15 protein-coding genes and 1 pseudogene are annotated in these 19,635 nt (G+C 68.5%); 7 read left to right on the top strand and 9 right to left on the bottom strand.

Annotated elements, in window-relative coordinates:
* Positions 1-5 precede the first annotated feature (5 nt).
* Positions 6-125, top strand: coding sequence for an aldehyde dehydrogenase family protein (locus ACYVJE_RS21865; protein ID WP_461145941.1), 120 nt, complete (start codon positions 6-8; stop codon positions 123-125).
* Between the two features lie 190 nt (positions 126-315).
* Entirely contained in the window at positions 316-1,782 is a 1,467-nt protein-coding gene (locus ACYVJE_RS21860) for an alanine/glycine:cation symporter family protein (RefSeq protein WP_461145936.1), read from the top strand.
* A 75-nt stretch (positions 1,783-1,857) separates the two neighbouring features.
* Here the strand turns inward: ACYVJE_RS21860 and ACYVJE_RS21855 are convergent, their stop codons facing one another.
* From ACYVJE_RS21855 to ACYVJE_RS21840, 4 genes are read right to left on the bottom strand one after another with little or no spacing between them, the layout of a single operon-like run.
* Positions 1,858-2,892, bottom strand: coding sequence for a family 2 encapsulin nanocompartment cargo protein polyprenyl transferase (locus ACYVJE_RS21855; RefSeq protein ID WP_461145935.1), 1,035 nt, complete (start codon positions 2,890-2,892; stop codon positions 1,858-1,860).
* 14 nt (positions 2,893-2,906) lie between these two features.
* Positions 2,907-4,313: a family 2B encapsulin nanocompartment shell protein gene (locus ACYVJE_RS21850; RefSeq protein WP_461145934.1), complete on the bottom strand. Its 1,407-nt coding sequence runs from the start codon at positions 4,311-4,313 to the stop codon at positions 2,907-2,909.
* Positions 4,314-4,363: 50 nt separating this feature from the next.
* Positions 4,364-6,697: a terpene synthase family protein gene (locus ACYVJE_RS21845; protein WP_461145933.1), complete on the bottom strand. Its 2,334-nt coding sequence runs from the start codon at positions 6,695-6,697 to the stop codon at positions 4,364-4,366.
* Between the two features lie 9 nt (positions 6,698-6,706).
* Positions 6,707-8,122 (bottom strand): family 2B encapsulin nanocompartment shell protein, encoded by a 1,416-nt coding sequence (locus ACYVJE_RS21840; protein ID WP_461145932.1) that lies wholly within the window; start codon positions 8,120-8,122, stop codon positions 6,707-6,709.
* An 804-nt stretch (positions 8,123-8,926) separates the two neighbouring features.
* Between ACYVJE_RS21840 and ACYVJE_RS21835 the strand changes: the two genes are divergently transcribed.
* Positions 8,927-9,676: an MFS transporter gene (locus ACYVJE_RS21835; RefSeq protein WP_461145940.1), complete on the top strand. Its 750-nt coding sequence runs from the start codon at positions 8,927-8,929 to the stop codon at positions 9,674-9,676.
* Between the two features lie 737 nt (positions 9,677-10,413).
* Positions 10,414-10,602, top strand: a complete 189-nt coding sequence (locus ACYVJE_RS21830) for a hypothetical protein (protein WP_461145931.1) — start codon at positions 10,414-10,416, stop codon at positions 10,600-10,602.
* Between the two features lie 237 nt (positions 10,603-10,839).
* Here ACYVJE_RS21830 and ACYVJE_RS21825 read toward each other — a convergent pair whose 3' ends face one another.
* Positions 10,840-11,424 carry a TetR/AcrR family transcriptional regulator gene (locus tag ACYVJE_RS21825; protein ID WP_459156305.1) on the bottom strand — a complete coding sequence of 195 codons (585 nt, stop codon included), beginning with the start codon at positions 11,422-11,424 and terminating at the stop codon, positions 10,840-10,842.
* 83 nt (positions 11,425-11,507) lie between these two features.
* On the opposite strand from ACYVJE_RS21825, the gene ACYVJE_RS21820 reads away from it, so the two are divergent.
* The 3 genes and pseudogenes from ACYVJE_RS21820 (at position 11,508) to ACYVJE_RS21810 (ending at position 15,367) form a co-directional block, all read left to right on the top strand.
* Entirely contained in the window at positions 11,508-11,642 is a 135-nt protein-coding gene (locus tag ACYVJE_RS21820) for a hypothetical protein (RefSeq protein WP_461145930.1), read from the top strand.
* 76 nt (positions 11,643-11,718) lie between these two features.
* Positions 11,719-13,923 (top strand): annotated as a pseudogene (locus ACYVJE_RS21815) (BCCT family transporter).
* Between the two features lie 655 nt (positions 13,924-14,578).
* Positions 14,579-15,367, top strand: coding sequence for an IclR family transcriptional regulator (locus tag ACYVJE_RS21810; RefSeq protein WP_461145929.1), 789 nt, complete (start codon positions 14,579-14,581; stop codon positions 15,365-15,367).
* 349 nt (positions 15,368-15,716) lie between these two features.
* On the opposite strand, the gene ACYVJE_RS21805 is transcribed toward ACYVJE_RS21810, so the two are convergent.
* From ACYVJE_RS21805 to ACYVJE_RS21790, 4 genes are all read right to left on the bottom strand, one after another.
* On the bottom strand, positions 15,717-17,234 hold the full coding sequence (locus tag ACYVJE_RS21805) for a sodium:solute symporter family protein (RefSeq protein ID WP_461145928.1): 1,518 nt from the start codon (positions 17,232-17,234) through the stop codon (positions 15,717-15,719).
* A complete protein-coding gene (locus tag ACYVJE_RS21800; RefSeq protein ID WP_461145927.1) occupies positions 17,201-17,389 on the bottom strand; it encodes a DUF3311 domain-containing protein in 189 nt (62 codons plus the stop codon). The genes ACYVJE_RS21805 and ACYVJE_RS21800 overlap by 34 nt, the downstream gene beginning before the upstream one ends.
* A 102-nt stretch (positions 17,390-17,491) precedes the next feature.
* The gene (locus ACYVJE_RS21795; protein WP_461145926.1) at positions 17,492-18,781 is read right to left on the bottom strand and encodes an ArgE/DapE family deacylase; all 1,290 of its coding nucleotides are present in this window, start codon (positions 18,779-18,781) and stop codon (positions 17,492-17,494) included.
* 55 nt (positions 18,782-18,836) lie between these two features.
* The gene (locus ACYVJE_RS21790) at positions 18,837-19,595 is read right to left on the bottom strand and encodes a FadR/GntR family transcriptional regulator (protein WP_461145925.1); all 759 of its coding nucleotides are present in this window, start codon (positions 19,593-19,595) and stop codon (positions 18,837-18,839) included.
* Positions 19,596-19,635: the final 40 nt, after the last annotated feature.

The following is a 19,635-nucleotide window of genomic DNA, read 5'->3' as shown; positions in this document are numbered from 1 at the left end:
TGGCCCTGGCCAGCGAACTGCCCTGGGGCGGCTTCAAAGGCTCCGGCTACGGCCGCGACCTGTCCATCTACGCCCTCGACGACTACTCCCGCACCAAACACGTCATGCACAACCACACGCGCTGACCCCAGACCGGTAGCGGCGAACGCCGCCCTCGTCGCGGGCTCGCACATCGCGAGCCGCTCGACGGATCGATGACCACCGATCAGCCGGCCCGGCACCGAGCTGCCGTCGACCTCCGCGGCACGAGCACCGACGCGCGTCGTCGAGCTGCCGCTGCACCGCCGCCCGCACCGCACCGCTGGAGATCTCGATATGGAAATGCTGTCCACCATCAGCGGGTGGATCTGGAACCCGATGGCATACTTCGCCCTGGGGATGGGCGTGTTCTTCACACTGCTCACCAAAGGGGTCCAGTTCCGCCGCCTTCCGGAGATGATCAAGCAGCTCCGGTCGAGCGAGTCCGGCGACGGAGGGCTCTCCTCGTTCCAGACCCTGGCGTTGACCATGTCGAGCCGGGTCGGCGTCGGCAGCATCGCAGGCGTTGCCACGGCCGTGGCCTCCGGCGGCCCCGGTGCCATCATGTGGATGGCGATCACCGCCCTGCTGGGATCCACCTGCGCCTACGGCGAGGCCGTGCTGGCCCAGGTCTACAAACGCCGGATCCGGGGCGAGATCCGCGGCGGCATGCCGTACTACATCAAGCACGGCCTGCGCGCACCCCGGCTGGCCGTGGTCATGGCGGTGACGACGCTGATCGGCTACGGGTTCGTCTTCCCCGGCATCCAGTCGAACAACATCGCCTCCAGCGCCCAGGAGGCCTTCGGCGTCGACGGGTGGATGACGGGACTCCTCGTCACCGGGACGCTCGCGCTCGTCATCGTGGGCGGCACCCGCCGGATCGTGCACGTGGCCCAGGCGATCGTCCCCTTCATGTCCCTGGGCTACGTCCTCACCGCGGTCGTGATCATCGCCCTGAACCTGGAGAAGGTGCCGCAGGCGTTCATGCTCATCGTGTCCAGCGCGATGGGCACCAACCAGCTGTTCGGCGGCATGGTCGGTTACGCGGTGGCCTGGGGCGTGCGCCGGGCGATGTTCGCCGCTGTGCCCGGCCTGGGCGAGGGGACCTTCGCCGCTGCCGCCGCGCGCGTCACGCACCCGGGCAAGCAGGGGCTCATCCAGGCGTGCAGCATCTACATCGACATCCTGATGATCTGCATGGCGACCGGACTGACGATCGTCATCACCGGCGCGTACCACGTGAAGGACGCCGCTGGCGGTTTCATCGTGAACAACGTCCCGGGAGCGGTCGCCGGCCCGAACTTCGTGCAGGCCGCGATCGACACCAGCCTGCCGGGGTGGGGTTCGTTCTTCGTCGCCGTGGCGGTGCTGCTGTTCGCCTTCACGTCGCAGGTGTTCTTCTTCTACGTCGCCTCCACCAACCTGGTGTTCCTGCTCGGCGAGCGGCGCAACCAGCTGCTCGAGTCCGTGCTGAAGGCCGGCGCGCTGGCGATCTCCTTCATCGGCACCGTGATCAACGCCGACGCCATCTGGGATGCCGGGGACATCGGTTACGGGCTCATCGGCTGGATGAACATGATCAGCGTCCTCCTGCTGACCCCGGTGGTCCGCAAGGTGATCAAGGACTACGACCACCAGCGGCGGACCGGTCTCGACCCCGTGTTCGACCCGCACCGGCTCGGCATCCGCGGAGCGGACTACTGGGAGTCCGCGGACGCCGAAGCGGCGAAGGCCTCCGGTTCCGGGAAACCGGAGGCGTGACACCGACTCCGCCGAACCCGGGACGCACCGCTCGATCACTACGCTCGACTGTCCGCTGCAGCGGGAGCGCTCCACCTAGTGGTCGCGGTCGGTGACGAGGTGCGCCAGTGTTTCGAGTTCGGTGGTTCTCGAGTGGAGGCGGCCCGCGTGCAGGTGGTGCTGCGCCTCGGCGAGTAACTGGTCGGCTTGCCTCCGGCTCCAGGCGCGGCCGCCTGCGGATTCGACGAGTGCGGCGGATTCGACGAGTGCGGCGTGTTCGAGCTCGTCTTGTGCGTACCGCGCGGCTAGTTCGCGTCCGGCGGGGGTTTGCGACTGCAGGGCGGCCACGACGGGCAGGGTCTTCTTGCGGCCGTGCAGGTCGGAATACGCGGGTTTGCCGGTGACGGCGGGGTCGCCCCAGATGCCCAGGAGGTCATCGACGTGCTGGAACGCCAGTCCGAGGTTTGCGCCGAACGCGCGCAGGTGCTGGGCCTGTTCGGAGGTGCCGCTGCCGAAGAGGACGCCGAGTTCGCAGGCCGCCCCCAGCAACGTCCCGGTCTTCGCCTGGGCCATGCGCTGACATTCGGGCAGGTCGACGTCGGTGCGTTGTTCGAAGGCGATGTCCATGATCTGGCCTTCGATGAGTTCCTGCACTGCGGTGTTGAGCGTTCGGATGCCGCGCAGCGCGGCGGGGCGCTCGCTTTCGGCGAGTACGCCGGTGGCCAGGCTCACCAACGCGTCGCCGGCGAGGATCGCCGCACTGGTGCCGAACACGCTCCAGGCGGTCGGCCGGTGGCGGCGGGTGGTGTCGCGGTCGATGACGTCGTCGTGCAGCAGCGAAAAGCTGTGCACGAGTTCCACAGCCACCGCAGCGGGCAGGGCCGCGGACGCTTGTGCGCCCACGGCCTCCGCGCTCAGCAGCACCAGGGTGGCCCGCAGCGCCTTGCCCCCGTTGGCATCGGTGGAGCGCCCGTGTTCGTCCCACCAGCCGAAGTGGTGTCCGGCGATGTGCCGCATGTCTTCGGGCAGCGTGTCGACGGCGTCCCGCAGAGCGGGGGTGACGAGCTGGCGGCCCCGGTCGAGCACCTCGTGCGCGGTGACGTCGGCGGGCCGGGCTCCGGTGGTGGTCATACCGGTCTCCTCACTCAACGGGCGATTTCGACGTTTTCCAGCACACCGAGCGCGTCGGGGGTGAGTACGGCCGCGGAGTAGTACGCGCTGACCAGGTACGAGGTGACGGCCTTGTCGTCGATGCCCATGAAGCGCACGTTCAGGCCCGGTTCGTACTCGTCGGGGATGCCGGTCTGGTGCAGACCGATCACGCCCTGGTGCTCCTCACCGGTGCGCAGCGCCAGGACCGAGCTGGTTCCCCGCTCGGTGATGGGGATCTTGTCGCTGGGCAGCAGCGGCACGCCGCGCCAGCCCTGCAGCGCGTTGCCCTCCACGTCGATGCTCTCCGGGGAGAGCCCCAGCCGGTTGCACTCGCGTCCGAAGGCGGCGATCGCGCGCGGGTGCGCCAGGAAGAACTCGGTCTTGCGGCGCCGGGAGAGCAGCTCGTCGAGATCGCCCGGCCCCGGCGGGCCGCCGGTGGTCTGGAGGCGCTGGCGCAGGTCGGCGTTGTGCCGCAATCCGAACTCGCGGTTGTTGATCAGCTCGTGCTCCTGCTGCTCGCGCAGTTCCTCGACGGTCAGCCGCAGCTGCTGCTCCAGCTGGTTCATCGGCTGGTTGTACAGATCGGACACGCGGGTGTGCACGCGCAGGATCGTCTGGGCGACGCTGAGCTCGTACTCCCGCGGGTTGAGGTCGTACTCGGCGAAGGTGCCGGGCAGCTCGGGCTCGCCGTCGTGCCCGGAGGCCAACGTCAGGGCCGACTCGCCGTGCTTGTTCTGCGCGGGCGTCGCGCTGGTGGCCACGCGTTGCAGGTGGTCGCGCAGCGCCGCGGACCGGCCTGTCACCTCCTCGAGGTCCTGCCGGGACAGGATCAGCACGATGCAGGGGGTGAGCGCCTTGACCGTGACCGGCCAGGACTGCTGCGTTCCGGTCAGCACCCGGTCACCGAAGAACGCGCCGTCGGCGAGGACGTCCAGCGAGGCCTGCCCGCCGTATTCGCTGGTGGTGACCGTGCCGACCTTTCCGTGGGCCAGCAGCACGAGCTCGTCGGCGGGCTGGCCCGCCGTGGCGAGGACGTCACCGGGGGAGTGATCGCGCCGGGTGAACCGGTCGGCGAGCGCGGTCAGCGCCTCCTCGTCGTCGAGCTCGCGCAGCGCGGGGAGTTCGCGCAGCTCCGGGGGGACGACGCGCACCTGGTCGCCGGTGTTGGAGAAGGTCACCCGGCCGTCGCCGAGGGCGTAGGTCAGTCGGCGGTTGACCCGGTAGGAGCCGGCCGAGGTCTGCACCCACGGCAGCTTGCGCAGCAGCCACCGCGGGCTGATCGACCGCATCTGCGGCGCGGTCTTGGTCGTGGTCGCGAGGTTCCGCGCCGCAGCCGTGCTCAGGCTGAGCTGGCCAGCACCGTCCTGTTCGGACGCCGGGGCGGAGTGGGATTGCGTCATGTGCGTGCACCAATCGCGTGTCGTGCGGCGAGAGCGTCTGCGGGCGGGTGTTACGGCCGGTGGCCCGCGCTGCGGGGAGTGATGCGTGCGGCTGCGGTTCCGATCCCGGTGGGACCGGCCAGACGGTGCCGCACCGGTGCGGACCCGACGTCGACGTCCCGGGGCCGCGCGCGCGGTTCGGGGGCGGGGGGCGAAGCGGACGTCCGGTGCTGGTGGTGGGCGCGCAGTTCGGGCTCCGAATAGCGCACCACGCACCAGCGGTGCCAAGCCAGCACTCCCGCCATCCACTCCCGGAGTCCTTCGGCGTGTTCGGTGAGGACTCCGCGGCTCGACTCGTCGAGGTCGAACTCCTCGCAGAGCCGGGGCAGTTGTTCGGCGATGATCCGCTCGAACTGGTGCCTGCGGGCGTTCATCACGTCGACCACGACGTCGCGGGCCCGCCACCGGTCCACGTCGAGGAAGTGCTGCACCACCAGGACGAGGTTGTGCAGTTCGCCTTCGAACTCGATCTCCTTCTGGTAGGAGATCAGATCGTTCACGAGACTGGTGTAGTCCTGCGCGGCGGTTTCCATTTGCCGCACCACCTGACTCCGCTGCACCTCGGCGGGAAGGGCGTCGAGCCGGGTCAGCCGGGAGAGGCTCATCGTCATGTCCGCCCCGAACGTCTTGCGGCGCATCTCCAGGTAATCGACCGGATCCGGTACTCGGCGCTGGATCTGGTTGCCCAATTCCCACACCCAGCTGGCGGTCATCTCCTCCACCGCCGCGCGGAACTGCTGGCGGGCCTCCTGCGACATCGGTCCGGCGGTGCGCTGCCACAGGTCGGCCAAGCCCCGCTCCAGCGGGCTCGCCGGTTCCGGCGCGGTGCCGAGATCCAGCGGCATGAACAGCGAAAGGCGCTCGTTGCAGGCCTTGGCACCCGCGTAGTCGTTGGTGCTTCCGAACACGACGGGGAAGTAGTCGTCCCCGTAGGTTCCCCACGTCAACCAATCCGTCGACAGGTTGAGCTGCTCCGGATCCGCGTCGGCGTGGATGATCGCCGCGCAGTAGGAGAAGTCGAACCGGACGAACCGGTCCTCGCTCCACACTCCCCCGGCTTCCACACCGGGCAAGGACTCGAGCATGCCCATCCGGCGCGCCCAGTCGACCTCGTGGGCCCGCGCGCTGTCCAGGTGCGGGCTCATCCGGGTCGAGTACGGCATGTCGAACTCGGGCAGCACCAGGTGCCCCACCGCTTGAAACGGCCTGTAGGAATGCTGCTGCGTTCGGCGCCGCAGACCGGGTCGCAGTCGCGAGAACGCCCGGGCCGCCGAGGTGCCCAGACCGGTGGGGCCGCCGAGCACACCGGCGGGCCCGGCCGCGGCGCCCTCGTTCATGTAGCGGCTGGACTGCATGTGCCACTCGTGGCCGCCGGATTGCCAGTCCTGCAGTCCCTTGACGTAGGTCAGCACGCTCGCCCGGGCGTCGGGGCCGAGCCCGTGCTCCTCGCACAGCTGCGGAACCTCGGCCAGCGCGGTGTTCTCGAACTGCTCCAGCCGCGAGGTCAGCAGGTCGTTGGTCAGCTCGGCGGCCTGCTGCGGGGTGGAGCCGAAGAAGGTCTCGAGGACGAGCACCCCGTTGTTGAGCTCGCCTTCCTCCTCGGTCTCGCGCTGGTAGGAGAACAGGTCGTTGCGCAGGTGCACCCCGTCGGCGAAGGTGTCCTTGAGCACCCGCATCGGCCGGGTTCCGGCGACGACCTCCGGGATCTCCGCCCGCGCGGCGAGTTCGACGAGGTCGGCCGACCACGGCGCACCGCCGACCTTGCGCCGCATCTCGACGTAGTCGACCGGGTTGGGCACCCGGTCCTCGGTGATGTTGGCCAGCTCCCACACGCAGTCCTCGAGCAGGTTGCGGGTGCTCTCCGAGAAGCGACGCAGCCAGTCAGCGGACATGATCGACTCGGTGCGCGCCCACAGGTCCGCCAACCCCCGCTCCACGGGATTCGTCGCGACCGGTGGGGTCCGGCCCGGTTCCGCCGGCATGAACGCCGCCAGGCCGGTGAGGTACTCGCGCGCACCGGCCAGGTCGCCGGTGCGCTTGTAGTGCTCGAGGAAGTGGTCGTCGAAGTAGAACACCCACACGTACCAGTCGGTGACCAGGCCCAGGTCCTCGGCGGTGGCATCCGGGTGGGTGTAGGCGCACAGCAGGGGGTAGTCGGCCGAGTCGAACGTGACCTCGTCCCAGATGAACGTGCCGCCGCGACCGGTCCCGGCGTCCGCCGGCTCGACCATCTCCATCTCGCGCGCCCACGCCTTGCTGTGCTCCCGCGCGGCGTGCAGGTGCGGATTCAGCCGCGCGGGCCACGGCAGGTAGAATTCCGGCAGCGCAAACGGTTGCTTCCCCATCGGATGCGGTCAGCCTTCCCGACCGGTCTCGACGTTCTCCAGCACACCCACCGCGTCGCCGGCGAGGATGGCCGCGGAGTAGTAGGTGCTGACCAGGTACGAGATGAGCGCCTTCTCGTTGATGCCCATGAACCGCACCGACAGGCCGGTCTCGTACTCGTCCGGGATCCCCGTCTGGTGCAAGCCCACCACGCCCTGGTTCTGCTCACCGGCGCGCACCAGCAGCATCGAAGTGGTGCGGCGGGAGTTCACCGGCAACTTGTTGCTCGGGAAGATGGGGATTCCCCGCCACGCCGGCACCTGGTGCCCGCCGAAGTCCACGTTCTGCGGGTACAGGCCCCGGCGGCTGCACTCCCGGCCGAACGCGGCGATCGCCCGCGGGTGCGCGAGGATGAAGCTGGGTTCCTTCCACACCAGCGACAGCAGGTCGTCCATGTCGTCCGGTGTCGGCGGCCCGCCGCGGGTGTGCAGGCGCTGCCGCAGGTCGGCGTTGTGCAGCAGGCCGAAATCGCGGTTGTTGACGAGCTCGTTCTCCTGCTCCTCGCGCAGTTCCTGGATCGTCAGCCGCAGCTGCTGCTCGACCTGGTCCATCGGCTGGTTGTACAGATCGGCCACCCGCGTGTGCACCCGCAGGACGGTCTGGGCGACGCTGAGCTCGTACTCGCGGGGCTTGAGGTCGTAGTCGACGAACGTGCCCGGCAGTTCCGGTTCGCCCGCGTGCCCGGACGCCACCTTGATCGCGGCCTCGCCGTCGGCGTTGTGCTCGGCGGGCGCGGCGGCCGCGGCTCGGTCGAGGTGGTTCCGCAGCGCTTCGGAGCGGTCGGCGACCTCCCGCAGCGAGTTCCGCGACAACGTCAGCACGGTGCACGCGGTGACGGCCTTGGCGGTGAACTCCCATGCGCCTTCGGCGCCGGTCAGAACCGAGGAACCGAAGAACGCCCCGTCCGCCAGCGTCCCCAGCACCGCCGGGTCGCCGTACTCACCGGTGCCGACCTGGTTGACCTTGCCGCGCGCGATGAGCACCACCTCGTCGGCCGGCTGGCCCTCGGCGGCGATGACATCGCCCGGCTCGTACTCGCGCTGGATGAACCGGTCGGCCAAGGTCTCCAGCGCACCGGTGTCGTCGAATCCCCGCAGCGGCGGCAATTCGCACAACTCCGCCGAGACGACTCGCACATCGGCACCCGTGTTGGAGAAGGTCACCCGTCCGTCGCCGAGCGTGTAGGTCAACCGGCGGTTCACCCGGTACGCACCGCCCGAGGCCTGCACCCACGGCAGCAAGCGCAACAGCCACCGCGAGGTGACCGACTGCATCTGCGGTGGCGTCTTCGTCGTCGTCGCCAGGTTCCGCGCCGCCGCGGTCCCCAGACTCAGCTGGCCGTTGTCCGCGTCCACGCCCGGCTGATCCGGTTCAGTACCCGTCATCGCACCCGTGCCAATCGTTCGTCAAACCAAGATCGTCTTGAGTCGAGATCCACTCTCGTGCGCCACCCAAACAGGCGTCAACGACACGGAGGAGTGACACCCGCCTAGCTTTCTAATTACTCTTGGTGATCGAAACACGTGAGTCGATCAATGGGGGCCGTGGCACCGCCCCGTGATGTGGGCGAGATCATCGTTCTGCGTCTCCGGGTGGGGAGTAGCGGTGGTTCCGCGTCGGCCGACGGGGGAGGCGCCGCGTCGCTGCGGGTGGTGACCACGCACGATCGGGGGCTCGCTGACCGTTCGGCCAGAATCGACCGAAGAGCAGCGCACCACGGCCTTCCAGCAGGCCGCCGAGGGCGAGGTCCCTTCGCGCTCACCGGTGGCGGCGTGGTCTCCGCGCTCGTGAGCCAGTGCATCTGATGAGCACCCTGGTGATGGTGGAAGCGCCAGCGGCCTCGCGGCGCGGATCGTCCAGTGCTTCGTGTCTTTGCCGTGGTCCTGAGGCATCCGGGGTTTGCAGTTGCTGTGCCGCGTCCGTGCCTCGGTGGTCCGGCCGGCGTTCTCCAGCAACCTTGATGACCGGAGTTCTGCGAATAATTCTCGGGCGTTCTTGGTGGTTCCGCGGGATGACGTGCAGCGTGCCAGAGGGGCGAGTGCGGGGGTTGTTGGCCTGGACGGGCGGCATGGTGCCCACACCTGAGGGACGTACAGAAGATCTCGGTGTTGCACCGGCGCTTCCGCTACTTCCGCTAGTAGGAAGGTGGACATCACCACCACTGCGGAATCGGCCATCTCCGATGAAGTCTGGAGCGCCTTCGTCGAGTCCTACGAAGCGGACTTCAACGTGCTGCATGCCCTGCTGAACGACAAGGAGAGCTGTTCAAGGACCGCAACCGCACCGGCGCCTACGCCAGCGTGTTGCTGCTGGCCATCGGACCCATGGGCACGCTCTACATCATCACCCTCTACATGCAGAAGGTGCAGCAGTTCACCCCGATGCAGACCGGTGCGGCATGGTTGCCGTTCGCCGCCGGACTCGTGCTCGGCACCGCAAGCGCTCCGAAGCTGCTGCTGCGGATCGCCCCGCGCGTCGTCGCCGGAGCCGGCGCGCTGCTCAGCGCCCTGGCCGCATTCTGGTTCTCCACGATCGCCGTCGACACGAGCTACTGGCCGCACCTGGCGCCGGCCATGTTCCTGCTCGGGCTCGGTTTCGGACTCGGCATCCTGGCGCTGATCCAAGCGGCGGTCTACCGCGTCGACGAGGACAAGGCCGGCATCGCCTCGGCCCTGTTCAACTCCGCCCAGCAGATCGGCGTCGCCCTCGGGCTGGCCGTGCTCGCCGGCATCGCCGCCACGATCACCGCCAGCCCCGGGAACACCGGTCTTCCCGCCGGGGCGGCCCTGGTCACCGGATACAGCACCGCGATGACCGTCGCCGCCGGCGTGCTCGTCGCGGCCGGGGTCCTGGCCCTGACCATGCTCAGCGCACAACCGAGCACCCAGCCCGAACCGCACGACGCCGCCACGGACGAACCCGCCGAATCGAGAACCTGACCGAACAACACAACCCCCCGCCAACGAACGGGGAGCCCACACAGGCCACGCGGGCTCCCCGTCCTGCGGCTCAGCGCAGCCACGGGAACCAACGTTCACCAGTCCGTGTCGCTCGGGCAGCCCTGTTGTCGCAGAAATGAACGTTCACGAGACACGCCCGCTCGTCCAGCGTTTCCGCAGGCCACTTCTGTCGCGCAACCCGTGTCAGCGCCAAGGTCGCACTGTCGGGGTTCGCGGTACGACCTCGCTCATGCGGATCGGCTGCGGACGGTTCCCCACCCGCGATCAACACCCCGAGGCCCAGCACGACGCGCTCGCCGCGGCGGGATGCGACGAGATCTTCGTCGACAAGCCCCCGGCACGCTGGCCCGGCGCCCCGAGCTCGTCATCGGGGCCGACAGCACCCGGCTCAGCGCCCACTACCAGACGTTGATGAACCAGCTGGCCTACCACCGCCTGGTCTCGGCGTCGCCGACGCGTCCGGGGCGGCTCGGCGACTCGTTGTCCGAACACCGGCGCGTCCACGAGCTCGTCCGCGAGAAGGACGGTTTCGCGCGGAATTCGCCATGCGCGACCACGTTCGCTCCGGCGAGCGGGCGACGATGTCCGCCGAGGACCCGATCACCGGTGGTGACCCGCCCAGGGAGGAGTTGTAGCGATGCGGTTTTCCATCTTCCACGACGTCGGAGCACCACTTCGGGCACGAGGGTTTCGAGCTGGTCCCGAACCCGGTGCTGATGGGCACCGACATCGCGGCACGCACCTCGCGGATCCGGATCGGGCAGGCCGCGAACATCGTGACGCCGGTGGCGCCAACAGCGGCCGAGGCCGGGCCAGCGACGGCGATCCTGGCCGACCTGGGCATGACGGTCCGCCTTGACGGCAAAGCCCCGGATTCGACGTCGCCGCGCGAGGTGTTCACGTGATCGCACAGTGGTGATCGACGTCGCCGACGTCGGTGCACCCTGCTGGATGCAGGTGGTCCGGGAAGCGCTCCGTGGCACCGCGTCCGAAACCCTGCCTCCTCCGCTGATCGAGGCGAGCCCGTCCTCGGGCTGCGCGCAGCCTTCCAGCCGTTTCCGCGCGGCACGGTACGGGGCCGGCCCAGGTGGTGCGTACCGGGCGGTCGTGGCACTCGGGATCGCGGAACACCGGCGCGCTTGTCAAGACGTTTGCAGGGACTGCGCGAGCAGGTCCCGGGCCGTCTCCCGCGCCTCGGTGAGCAGTTCCTCGCCGTGGATCCCGTGGTGCGCGAAAGCCCCTTCCAACAGCAGGAAGAGATGACGGGCGAGACGTTCCGGTTTGTGCACTGTTGGGCCGTCCTCGGCGATGAGCTCGCCGAGGCGGTCCTCGATGGATTGCTTGTGGTAGCGGATGATGGCGTGCGCCGGGTGTTCGACGGACAGCTCGGCTGCGGCGTTGAGGAACGCGCAGCCGCGCGTGATGGTGCGGGCGTCCTCGGCGTAGACGTCGAAGAAGGTCAGGGCGCGCGGTGCTTCGGCGACGGCGAGGCGCTCCTCCAGGCCGCGCCACCACCCCGAGTGGCGGTTCTGCAGGTACCTGGCCACGAGGGCGTCCTTGGAGCCGAAGTTGTTGTAGAGGGTGCGCTTGGTCACGCCTGACTCGGCGGCGATCGTGTCCACACCCACCGCGTTGATGCCGCGGGCGTAGAACAGCTCGGAAGCGGCTTCGAGGATCCGCCGCGCCCCGGGGGTCAACTCGTGAATGTTCGCTGCCTCATACTCCACGCAGAACACCTTGACTTTCACAGGTCTGTGTAAACAGTCTACGCTCGTATTGCACAGATCGGTATAGGAGGTGGGTCGGGCACGTGCGCGGGACGCTTCGCGAGGTGGCGCTGGCAGCCGAGGTCGGCGAGCGGCACGTCGCGGCCTGCCGGTTCATGCACGTGTGCGGCGCTGCTGTGCTCACCACGAGCGGCTGGCGCTCCTCGAGTCTGATCTGAATACGAGCCAGGACGGCAGTCTACGTGTGCCGCCCCTGCGCGATGAGGCGCTGGGAGGGCACGACCGCGCTGACGCGTGATCCGCGCGTTCCAGCCCGCCGGGCCGTGCCCCGCTCGGGGCGGGAACTGCTGGCCGGTGAGGAGGCTGCTGCCCCGTTCGCGGTGCGCGCAGCCGCACCGGCCTTCCCACATTTCGCGGGAACCCACCGCGCCGAACGGTCGCGCACGACTGCCGCCGCACTGCACCCGGAGATTAGGAGTATTTGTGGCTTCTCGCGCAGAAGCAGAACCGAGGTCGAACTTCGCGGCGAGAACGTGGGGGAGCCTCGCCAAACCGGTGTTCGTACCGGCCGTGCTGATCATCGTCACCGCGCTGGCCTTCGCCACCTGGTACGGAGCCGCCTACGGCGACGATGCCGAGACCGCCTTCACGAACCTGCGCGACGCCATCGGCGAAACGGTCGGGTGGTGGTACATCCTCGTCGTCACGACGCTGCTGGTCTTCGCCTTCTGGGTGGCGCTGTCCAGAGCGGGCACCATCCGGCTCGGCCGGGATGACGAGAGGCCGGAGTTCTCGCTGTTCTCCTGGTTCGCCATGCTGTTCTCCGCCGGCATGGGCATCGGCATGGTCTTCTGGGGCGTGGCCGAGCCCCTGAACCACATGACGTCCCCGCCGGAGATCGCCGATGTCGAAGCCGGAACGGCGGAAGCCGGACGCGCCGCCATCTGACAAGCCCTGTTCCACTGGGGCCTGCACGCTTGGGGCATCTACGTCGTCGTCGGCCTCGGACTGGCCTACATGTCCTTCCGCCGCGGCCGCCCCCTGTCGGTCCGCTGGTTGCTCGAACCGATCTTCGGGCGCAGGCTCATCGAGTCCTGGGTCGGTCACGCCATCGACGTCTTCGCCATCGTCGGCACCATCTTCGGCGTCGCCACCTCGCTGGGGCAGGGGGTCCTGCAGATCCAGGCCGGCCTGGCCCACCTGGGGTGGTTCGAACCCTCCGGAACTCTCCTCGTGGGGCTGGTCGTGCTGATCACCGCGGCGGGCACCATCTCCGTGATCACCGGCCTGCACAAGGGGCTGCGCTGGCTCTCCAACGCCAACCTCGGGCTGGCGACCGTGCTGGCGATCTGCGTGCTGCTGATCGGCCCGACGATCTTCCTGCTCCAGTCGGTGGTGCAGAACACCGGCGAGTACGTGCAGGCGATCCCGCAGCTCATGTTCGTCACCGGGGCGGGGGCCGACGACGGGTGGACGCTGAGCTGGACCCTGTTCAACCAGGGGTGGTTCCTCAGCTGGGCGCCGTTCGCGGGCATGTTCATCGCCCGTATCTCCCGCGGCCGCACCATCCGGGAGTTCATCCTGGGCGTCGTGCTGGCGCCGACGGTTGTCGCGATCCTGTGGTTCACCGTCTTCGGCAGCACCGGGATCCTCTACCAGCTGACCAGCGGATCCATGGTCGGTGCGGACGGTTCCATCGGCACCGACACCTCGCTGTTCGTGCTCTTCGAGAACCTCCCCGTGAGCGGGGGAGCAGTCACCGCGCTGTCCGTGGTCGCCATCCTGGTGATCACGCTGTTCTTCGTCACATCCGCCGACTCCTGCGCGCTGGTGGTCGACGTCCTCTCGCACGGGGGACGCACCGAGACCCCGCGGGCCACCCGCCTGTTCTGGGCCGTGCTCCTCGGCGTGGCCGGTGCCCTGCTGCTGCTCGCGGGCGGGGAGGCCGCGCTGACCGTGCTGCAGGTCAGTTCCATCGCCGGCGCGGCACCGCTGTCGGTCATCTATGCGCTCGCCGTGATCGCACTGGCGCGGATGTTCCGCTACGAGATGGCGGTCATGCCCCGCTACGTGCGCGTCCGCCCGCACGCCAGCCCGCCGGAGCTCGTCGCGAGGGCGCGCCAGCAGGCCGATGACGAGGAAGAGCTCGAGCGCAGCCTCCGCGAGATGCTCGAGCCGCGGACCAGCGGCAGCGGCGGTGGTGGCACCGCAGCGGGGTTCGGCAGGTTCGAGGCGGGCGCTGAGAAGCCGTCCGCTCCGGCGAACGGCGGGAGCGCTGCCGCGGTGCTGGCGGTCCACGACCTCCCGGCGCACGCCACCACGGTGGCGGAAACCGGCGCCATCGAGTGGGACCACCAGGCCAGCCCGCAGGACCCCGTCGGCGGGGAAGTCTTCAACACCCCGGAGTTCGCCGCCTCCGCCGTCGGAGCTGAGCACGAGACCGAGCGGATCCTGAAGAAGTACGCCCCGAAGACGTCCGCTGAACGGCGTCGGGGTTGACTTGTTGAGCAGCAGCGTGCCTCCCCGCGCGAAGGTGCGGGTGGACTGAACGCACCGCCGCCCGGGTTGCGCCGCACCTGCCCGGGCGGCGGTGTCGATCTGGAACGGCCAGCAGGCCTCGCAGCCCGCCCTCGGCGCTGCGCGCGATACTGGTGTTTGCTCATCGCGCACCCGGTTGCTGGTGCCCACCCGCGGGGTGGCGCTCCGAGTGCCTCAACACCCCCTGTTCGGAGTGGGTGCCGTCTCGCGCTCGCCGCCGCTGACCCCTCGGTGAGGGACGTGACCAGGGTTTCTCCCGTGGCGTGCGGGGGGGGAGGACGAAGATCGGTCGGGTCGGGGCAGCGCGCCCGGTGCCGAGTCGAACGCCCAACCCCTCGGCCGTCTGACGAGCGGGAAGATCCCTCGACGAAGTCCCTCGACGTCGAGCGGAGCGCCTGCTGCGCGGTCGAGCCCGCGGACTCGCAGCTCTCGGGCGCAGCGCTCCGCGTTCGCTGCGCACGCTCGGGTCTCGGAGTGCCGGGAACGTCGTGATCGACCGACTGGCCCGGCGCTGCGAGGCGTATGAGGATCGATCCCGTCGATTCCTTACGATGGAGGCGGTGGACGATCCGCTGGTGCGTCACGGCGGCCAGGTTGCGAGCAGGAGTGGACGACGATGGGCGACCCGAGCGATCCGGCGTCGTTGACCAACAAGTCGCTGGTCAAGGCCGCGCGGTTGCTGCGGATCCTGGGGCACCACAGCACCGGAGCTTCGGCGACGATGCTCGCGGCCGAGGCTGGCATCCCGCAACCGACGGCGTTTCGGCTGCTGGTGACCCTGGAACGGGAAGGCTTGGTCGACCGCTCCGACAACAACTACATGCTGGGTTGGGAACTGGCGCGCTTGGGCAGGATCGCGGACCCGTACGGGGGGCTGGTGTCCCGCGTGCAGCCTGCGCTGGATGAGCTGGCGGCCGAGTTGAGCGAGACGGTGACGCTGGCCGTGCCAAATCAGCGCCATGACTTCGACCTCGTCGCCGAGGCCGCCGGTCCGCACGTGGTCGGTGCCGCAGTGCGCAACGTCGTGGGGGAGCACTTTCCGCTGCATGCCAGTTCCACGGGCAAGGTCCTGCTGGCGGAGATGCCGGCGGAGAAAGTGCGACAGCTCTTGCCCGAGAAGCTGGAGACGTACACTTCTCAAACTATCGCGGACCGCGAGGTCCTTTTGTCGGAGCTCGAAAAAGTCCGTGAGCAAGGTTACTCGGTCCTCGACAACGAGCTTGAAGAGGAGTTGCTGTCCCTGTCGTGCCCCGTGCGCGATGTGGCGGGAACGTTGGTGGCGGTGTTGACCGTGGACGGCCCGCGTTACCGGTTCGGCCGGGATCGGATTCCCAGCGCGTTGCAGAGCCTGCAGAAGAGCGCAGAACGAATTGCTGCGCTGCTCTGGCACGGAGAGGACGAGTAAGGACGGTCGTGCGTCCGCATGGCGCGCAGTGGCAGGGTCGGTGCTCCGCAGAGCCCTACTAGTCGTGCGCGCTGATGGCGTGTGGAGCATTCCGCCTGATCGTTCCCAAGGAACGCCGTAGGCGGAATTTGTGAAGTGTTCCCGCTTGAGCGGACAATTCAGGAATCCATGAAACGGCCTGTTTGTCGCGATCATGATGTGGACCGGGTGATCCTACCCCCGACACCGCCGGCAACCGAGGTGCTGGCGCCTCACTCCGGTCGAGCTTGAGAACTCGACCCGTCGCACGCGCACCAGCTCCGCGCGTCCACCAAACTCCGGTGCAGTCCCCGAGCTCCCGGGGCTCGCCTCACGTCCTGCTGCTGGCTGCGGAGGCGGTGGTGCGTTCGTCGACGGCGAGGCGATCGGCGGGCGTCGCCGCGGGTTTGGCCAGAGTGAGCAGGACGGTCACAGCGATGTTGATCGCCAATGCCAGCAGTCCCGCGTTGATCCCGTTCCAGGTTTCGTGACCGGTCGCGACGAATGCCACCACTGTCACGACCCCGGAGGTCAGCCCGCACGCGGCTGCCGGGGCGGACATCCGCTTCCACAGCAGGGACAGCAGGACGGCTGGGAGCAGCTGCGCTATGCCCTGGTACGACAGGACCGACAACTGCACGAGCGTGCTGGGCGCGATGAAGGTGAAGATCAAGGCGGACAAGCCGAGCAGGAACGTCACGAGTTGGGAGAGGCGCTTCTGGTGCGGGGCGGTCCTGGGATGCGCACCCAGGATCGAGCGCCCCCACATGGTTCCGATGACGAGCATGAACACCGCCATCGGCACGATGGCCGACAGCGCTCCGGCCACGCCGACCAGGCCGACCACCCACGCCGGCAGCGAATCGACGACGAGCTGGAACATCGCGAGGTTGGAGTTCCCCAAGCCGGGGACGACGAACAGGGCTGCCAAACCGAGCAGGATCGGCACGAACAGCAGCACCTGGTAGAGCGGCATGATCATCGCGTTGCGGCGCAGCACTCCGGGGCTCCGAGCAGCGAGGTAACCGGCGACCGTGGTCGGGAAGATGGTGTACACGACCCCGTTGAGCAGTCCTGTGCTGGCGAACCACAGCATGCCCAGGGACTCCTCGCCCTGGCCGGGCAGCACCAGCCATTGCGGGCGCTCGGTGGCCAGGCGCTCCATCATGGGGCCGAAACCGCCGAAGTAGTGCACCGGCACGTAGAGGAACACGAAGAGCAGCGTGAGGACCACGAGAACGTCCTTGAGCACTGAAACCCAGGCGCTGCCCCGCAAGCCGGAGGCGATGACGAAGGCTTCGCTGACGACGAACGCGATCACGTACCCGACCCCGAGGCCGATCGTGCCGTAACTGATCGTCGACACGACCACACCCATGCCGGTGATCTGCAGCTGGATGTAGGGCAGCAGGAAGAACGTGGTCAGCACGGCTACAGCGGCGCCGAACCACGGGGAGTCGAAGCGGTGGGCGACGATGTCGGTGATGGTGTGCAGGTGGTGGCGGCGGGCGTAGTTCCACAGGATCGGACCGACGACGTACCCGGCCGCGAAGCCGATGGCCAGGTAGGCCACGAGGTAGAACACGGGCATTCCGTACTCGTAGGACCAGCCGGCCGCCCCGAGGTAGCTGAAGCTGGTGTAGGTCTCCCCCGCCATGAGCATGAAGATGAAGACCACGCCGAGGCTGCGTCCCCCGACCGACCATTCCGCGAGGTCGCGCTTGTCCCGCCCTCGCAGTGACAGCAAGCCGAGCACGACGGCGCCGAGCACGAATGCGGCCAGGATCCCGACCGCCACGATCGCCTTGGTGTGCATCACGATCCGCTCCCGTCCTTGTCCGCGATCCACAGCGGATCCTTGCGGGCGGCCAGCCAGATGCAGACCGGTGTGAGCAGCGTGGCGAGCAGGATCCAGGCCATGAAGAACGGAAGTCCCAGGATCACGGGTTCGATCCGGTTGTACAGGGGCAGTGCCAGCGCGTACAGCACGACTGGGCCCAACAACCACCACAACGATTTCCGTCCCGCGAACACGTCCCACCTCCGCGTGTCATCCGAGTGCGCATTCTGGTCGGCCCGGCGAGGGGAGATCGCACCGGGGCGAGTTCACTGGAGCTGGTCCAGCAGGATCAGAGCCAGCCCCTTCGTTCCGGCGATGAGGTCGTCGATGTCGATGTGCTCGTCGGTGGTGTGGGACAGGCCGGTCCGGCCGGGACCGTAGACGATGCAGTTGGTGATCCCCGCGTCCCGCGCGATGAAGCGCTGGTCGTCGCTCCCGGCCGAGATGAGCGTCCGCGGGTGCAGGTCGAGCGCGCGGACCGCGTCCTTCGCGCTGGTCGCGATCGGTTGGTCCTCGCTGACCAGGACCGGCTCGGTGGAGTAGTTCTCGTGGTAGTGCAGGTGCAGGTCGGGATCGTCCTCGCAGGCCGAAGCGAAGTAGGCCAGCAGTTCTTCGCGCGCTTCGTGCAGGGACTCCCCCGGTACGAGCCTGCGGTTGAAGGTGACCGTGCAGCGGTCCGGCACGATGTTGGTCGCCTCGCCGCCGCGCACGGTGTCGAAGGACAGGGTCGCCGAAGTGGAGCCGGCCGGTGTGACGTCGTAGCTCGTGACGCGGTGGGCCAGTTTCGGTTGCAGGTGCTCCTCGACCCGGGCGAGGGCGCGCGCCGCGGCTTCCACCGCGTTCGCACCGAGCTGCGGGGAGCTCCCGTGCGCCGACTTGCCGGTGATGGTGATCTCGCCCCAGATCGCGCCCTTGTGCCCGATCCCGACTCCGCTGGGGGAGAAGGGTTCGGTGATGACGACGGCGTCTGTGTTGGAGGTGGTGATGTGACCGGTTTCGACGAGGTAACCGGTACCGGCGTTGTGGACACCGGTCGTCTCCTCGTCCGGTACCGCGCTGTGCGTGATCCGGCCGCGCCACGGGACCTCGGCCCCGCGGAGGGCTTCAACAGCGATCACGGCTGCCGCGAGGCCGCTCTTCTGATCCGCGGTACCGCGGCCGTAGATCCGGTTGTCCACCTGCGTCCCGGCGAAGGGGTCGTGCGTCCAGCCGCTGCTCACCCGGACCACGTCGTAGTGCCCGTTGAGGTGAATCCGCTTTCCCGGTCCATCCGGGCCGTCGAGGTGACCGAGCACGCTCGGCCGGCCCGCTCCATCACCGAGGGGAGCGAGTTCGCCGAGCCTGGAATCCGGAACGCGCACCGTCTCGGTGTTGTAACCGAGCTCTGCCAGCAGGTTCTCGTAGTACTGGCAGAACTGCTCGTAGCACTCCCCGGGAGGGTTGATGGTGGGAATGCGCACCATCGCGCGCAGCGTGCCAACCAATTGGTCGCTGAGCTCGTCGACGGCGCGGAGGACGCCGTCCTGTTCGGACGTGCGGCTGGTTTTCTGCACCATGGCTGCCCTTTCCGCGTTGCCGGGTGGATCGGAGGACGAGCTCCCAGGTGGACGGTCATGCGGGGTAGCCCTCGTCCACGAGGGCGCGCAACCCGGGTTGGTCCTGCTCGTCGACGTAGTCGCAGTAATACGCGTAGAGGCGCTCGCGGGCGAGCCAAGCGGCCTTCGGACCGTCCTGTTCGCGGATCGCGCCGAGCACTTGCTCGTGGTGGTGGACGGAGTTCCGCATCTGGGAGCAGTGGTCGGTGGCATCGGCCAGTTTGCTCCGCATCAGCGCGAGCGCTGTTTCCCGCACGGCGTCGCCGCACACTTCGAGCAGCGGGTTCCCACTGGCCCGAGCCACGACCTGGTGGAACTCGAAGTCCGCCTCGCTGAACTGGTCGAGATCGGCGCCGAGGTGAGCACGCATCCGTGCGTTGACCTGCTCCATGGCGTGGAGGTGCTCATCCGTCCGGTACTGCGCCGCGAGCAGGTTCGCCGCGCCTTCCACGATCATGCGGAACTGGACGAGCGCGGCGAAGTTGCCGTGCTCGATCGCGGCGAACCGAGCCAGCGTCTTCCGCAGCGGGTGGGCGGAAACGGGCATTACCTGCGGACCGCGCGGATCACCGAGGCGCGACTTCACGAGATCGGCGCTTTCCAGCACTCGCAGCGCTTCCCGCACGCTCGAGCGTCCCACCTGGAACTGCTCGACCAGCTCCCGTTCGCTGGGCAGGCGGTCTCCGGGCTCGTACTCACCGTTGATCACAGCTCGTTCGATCTGCTCGGCGATCTGCTGATACGCCCGTACCGGTTCGACTGGGTGAAAAGGCATGGGAACTCGGTCCTGTCGCTTCGGGGACGTTCCGACGGTG

The organism is Salinifilum aidingensis (assembly GCF_054782015.1).
The sequence above is the reverse complement of the archived record's forward strand: the minus strand, read 5'-3'. Positions and strand labels throughout refer to the sequence as shown.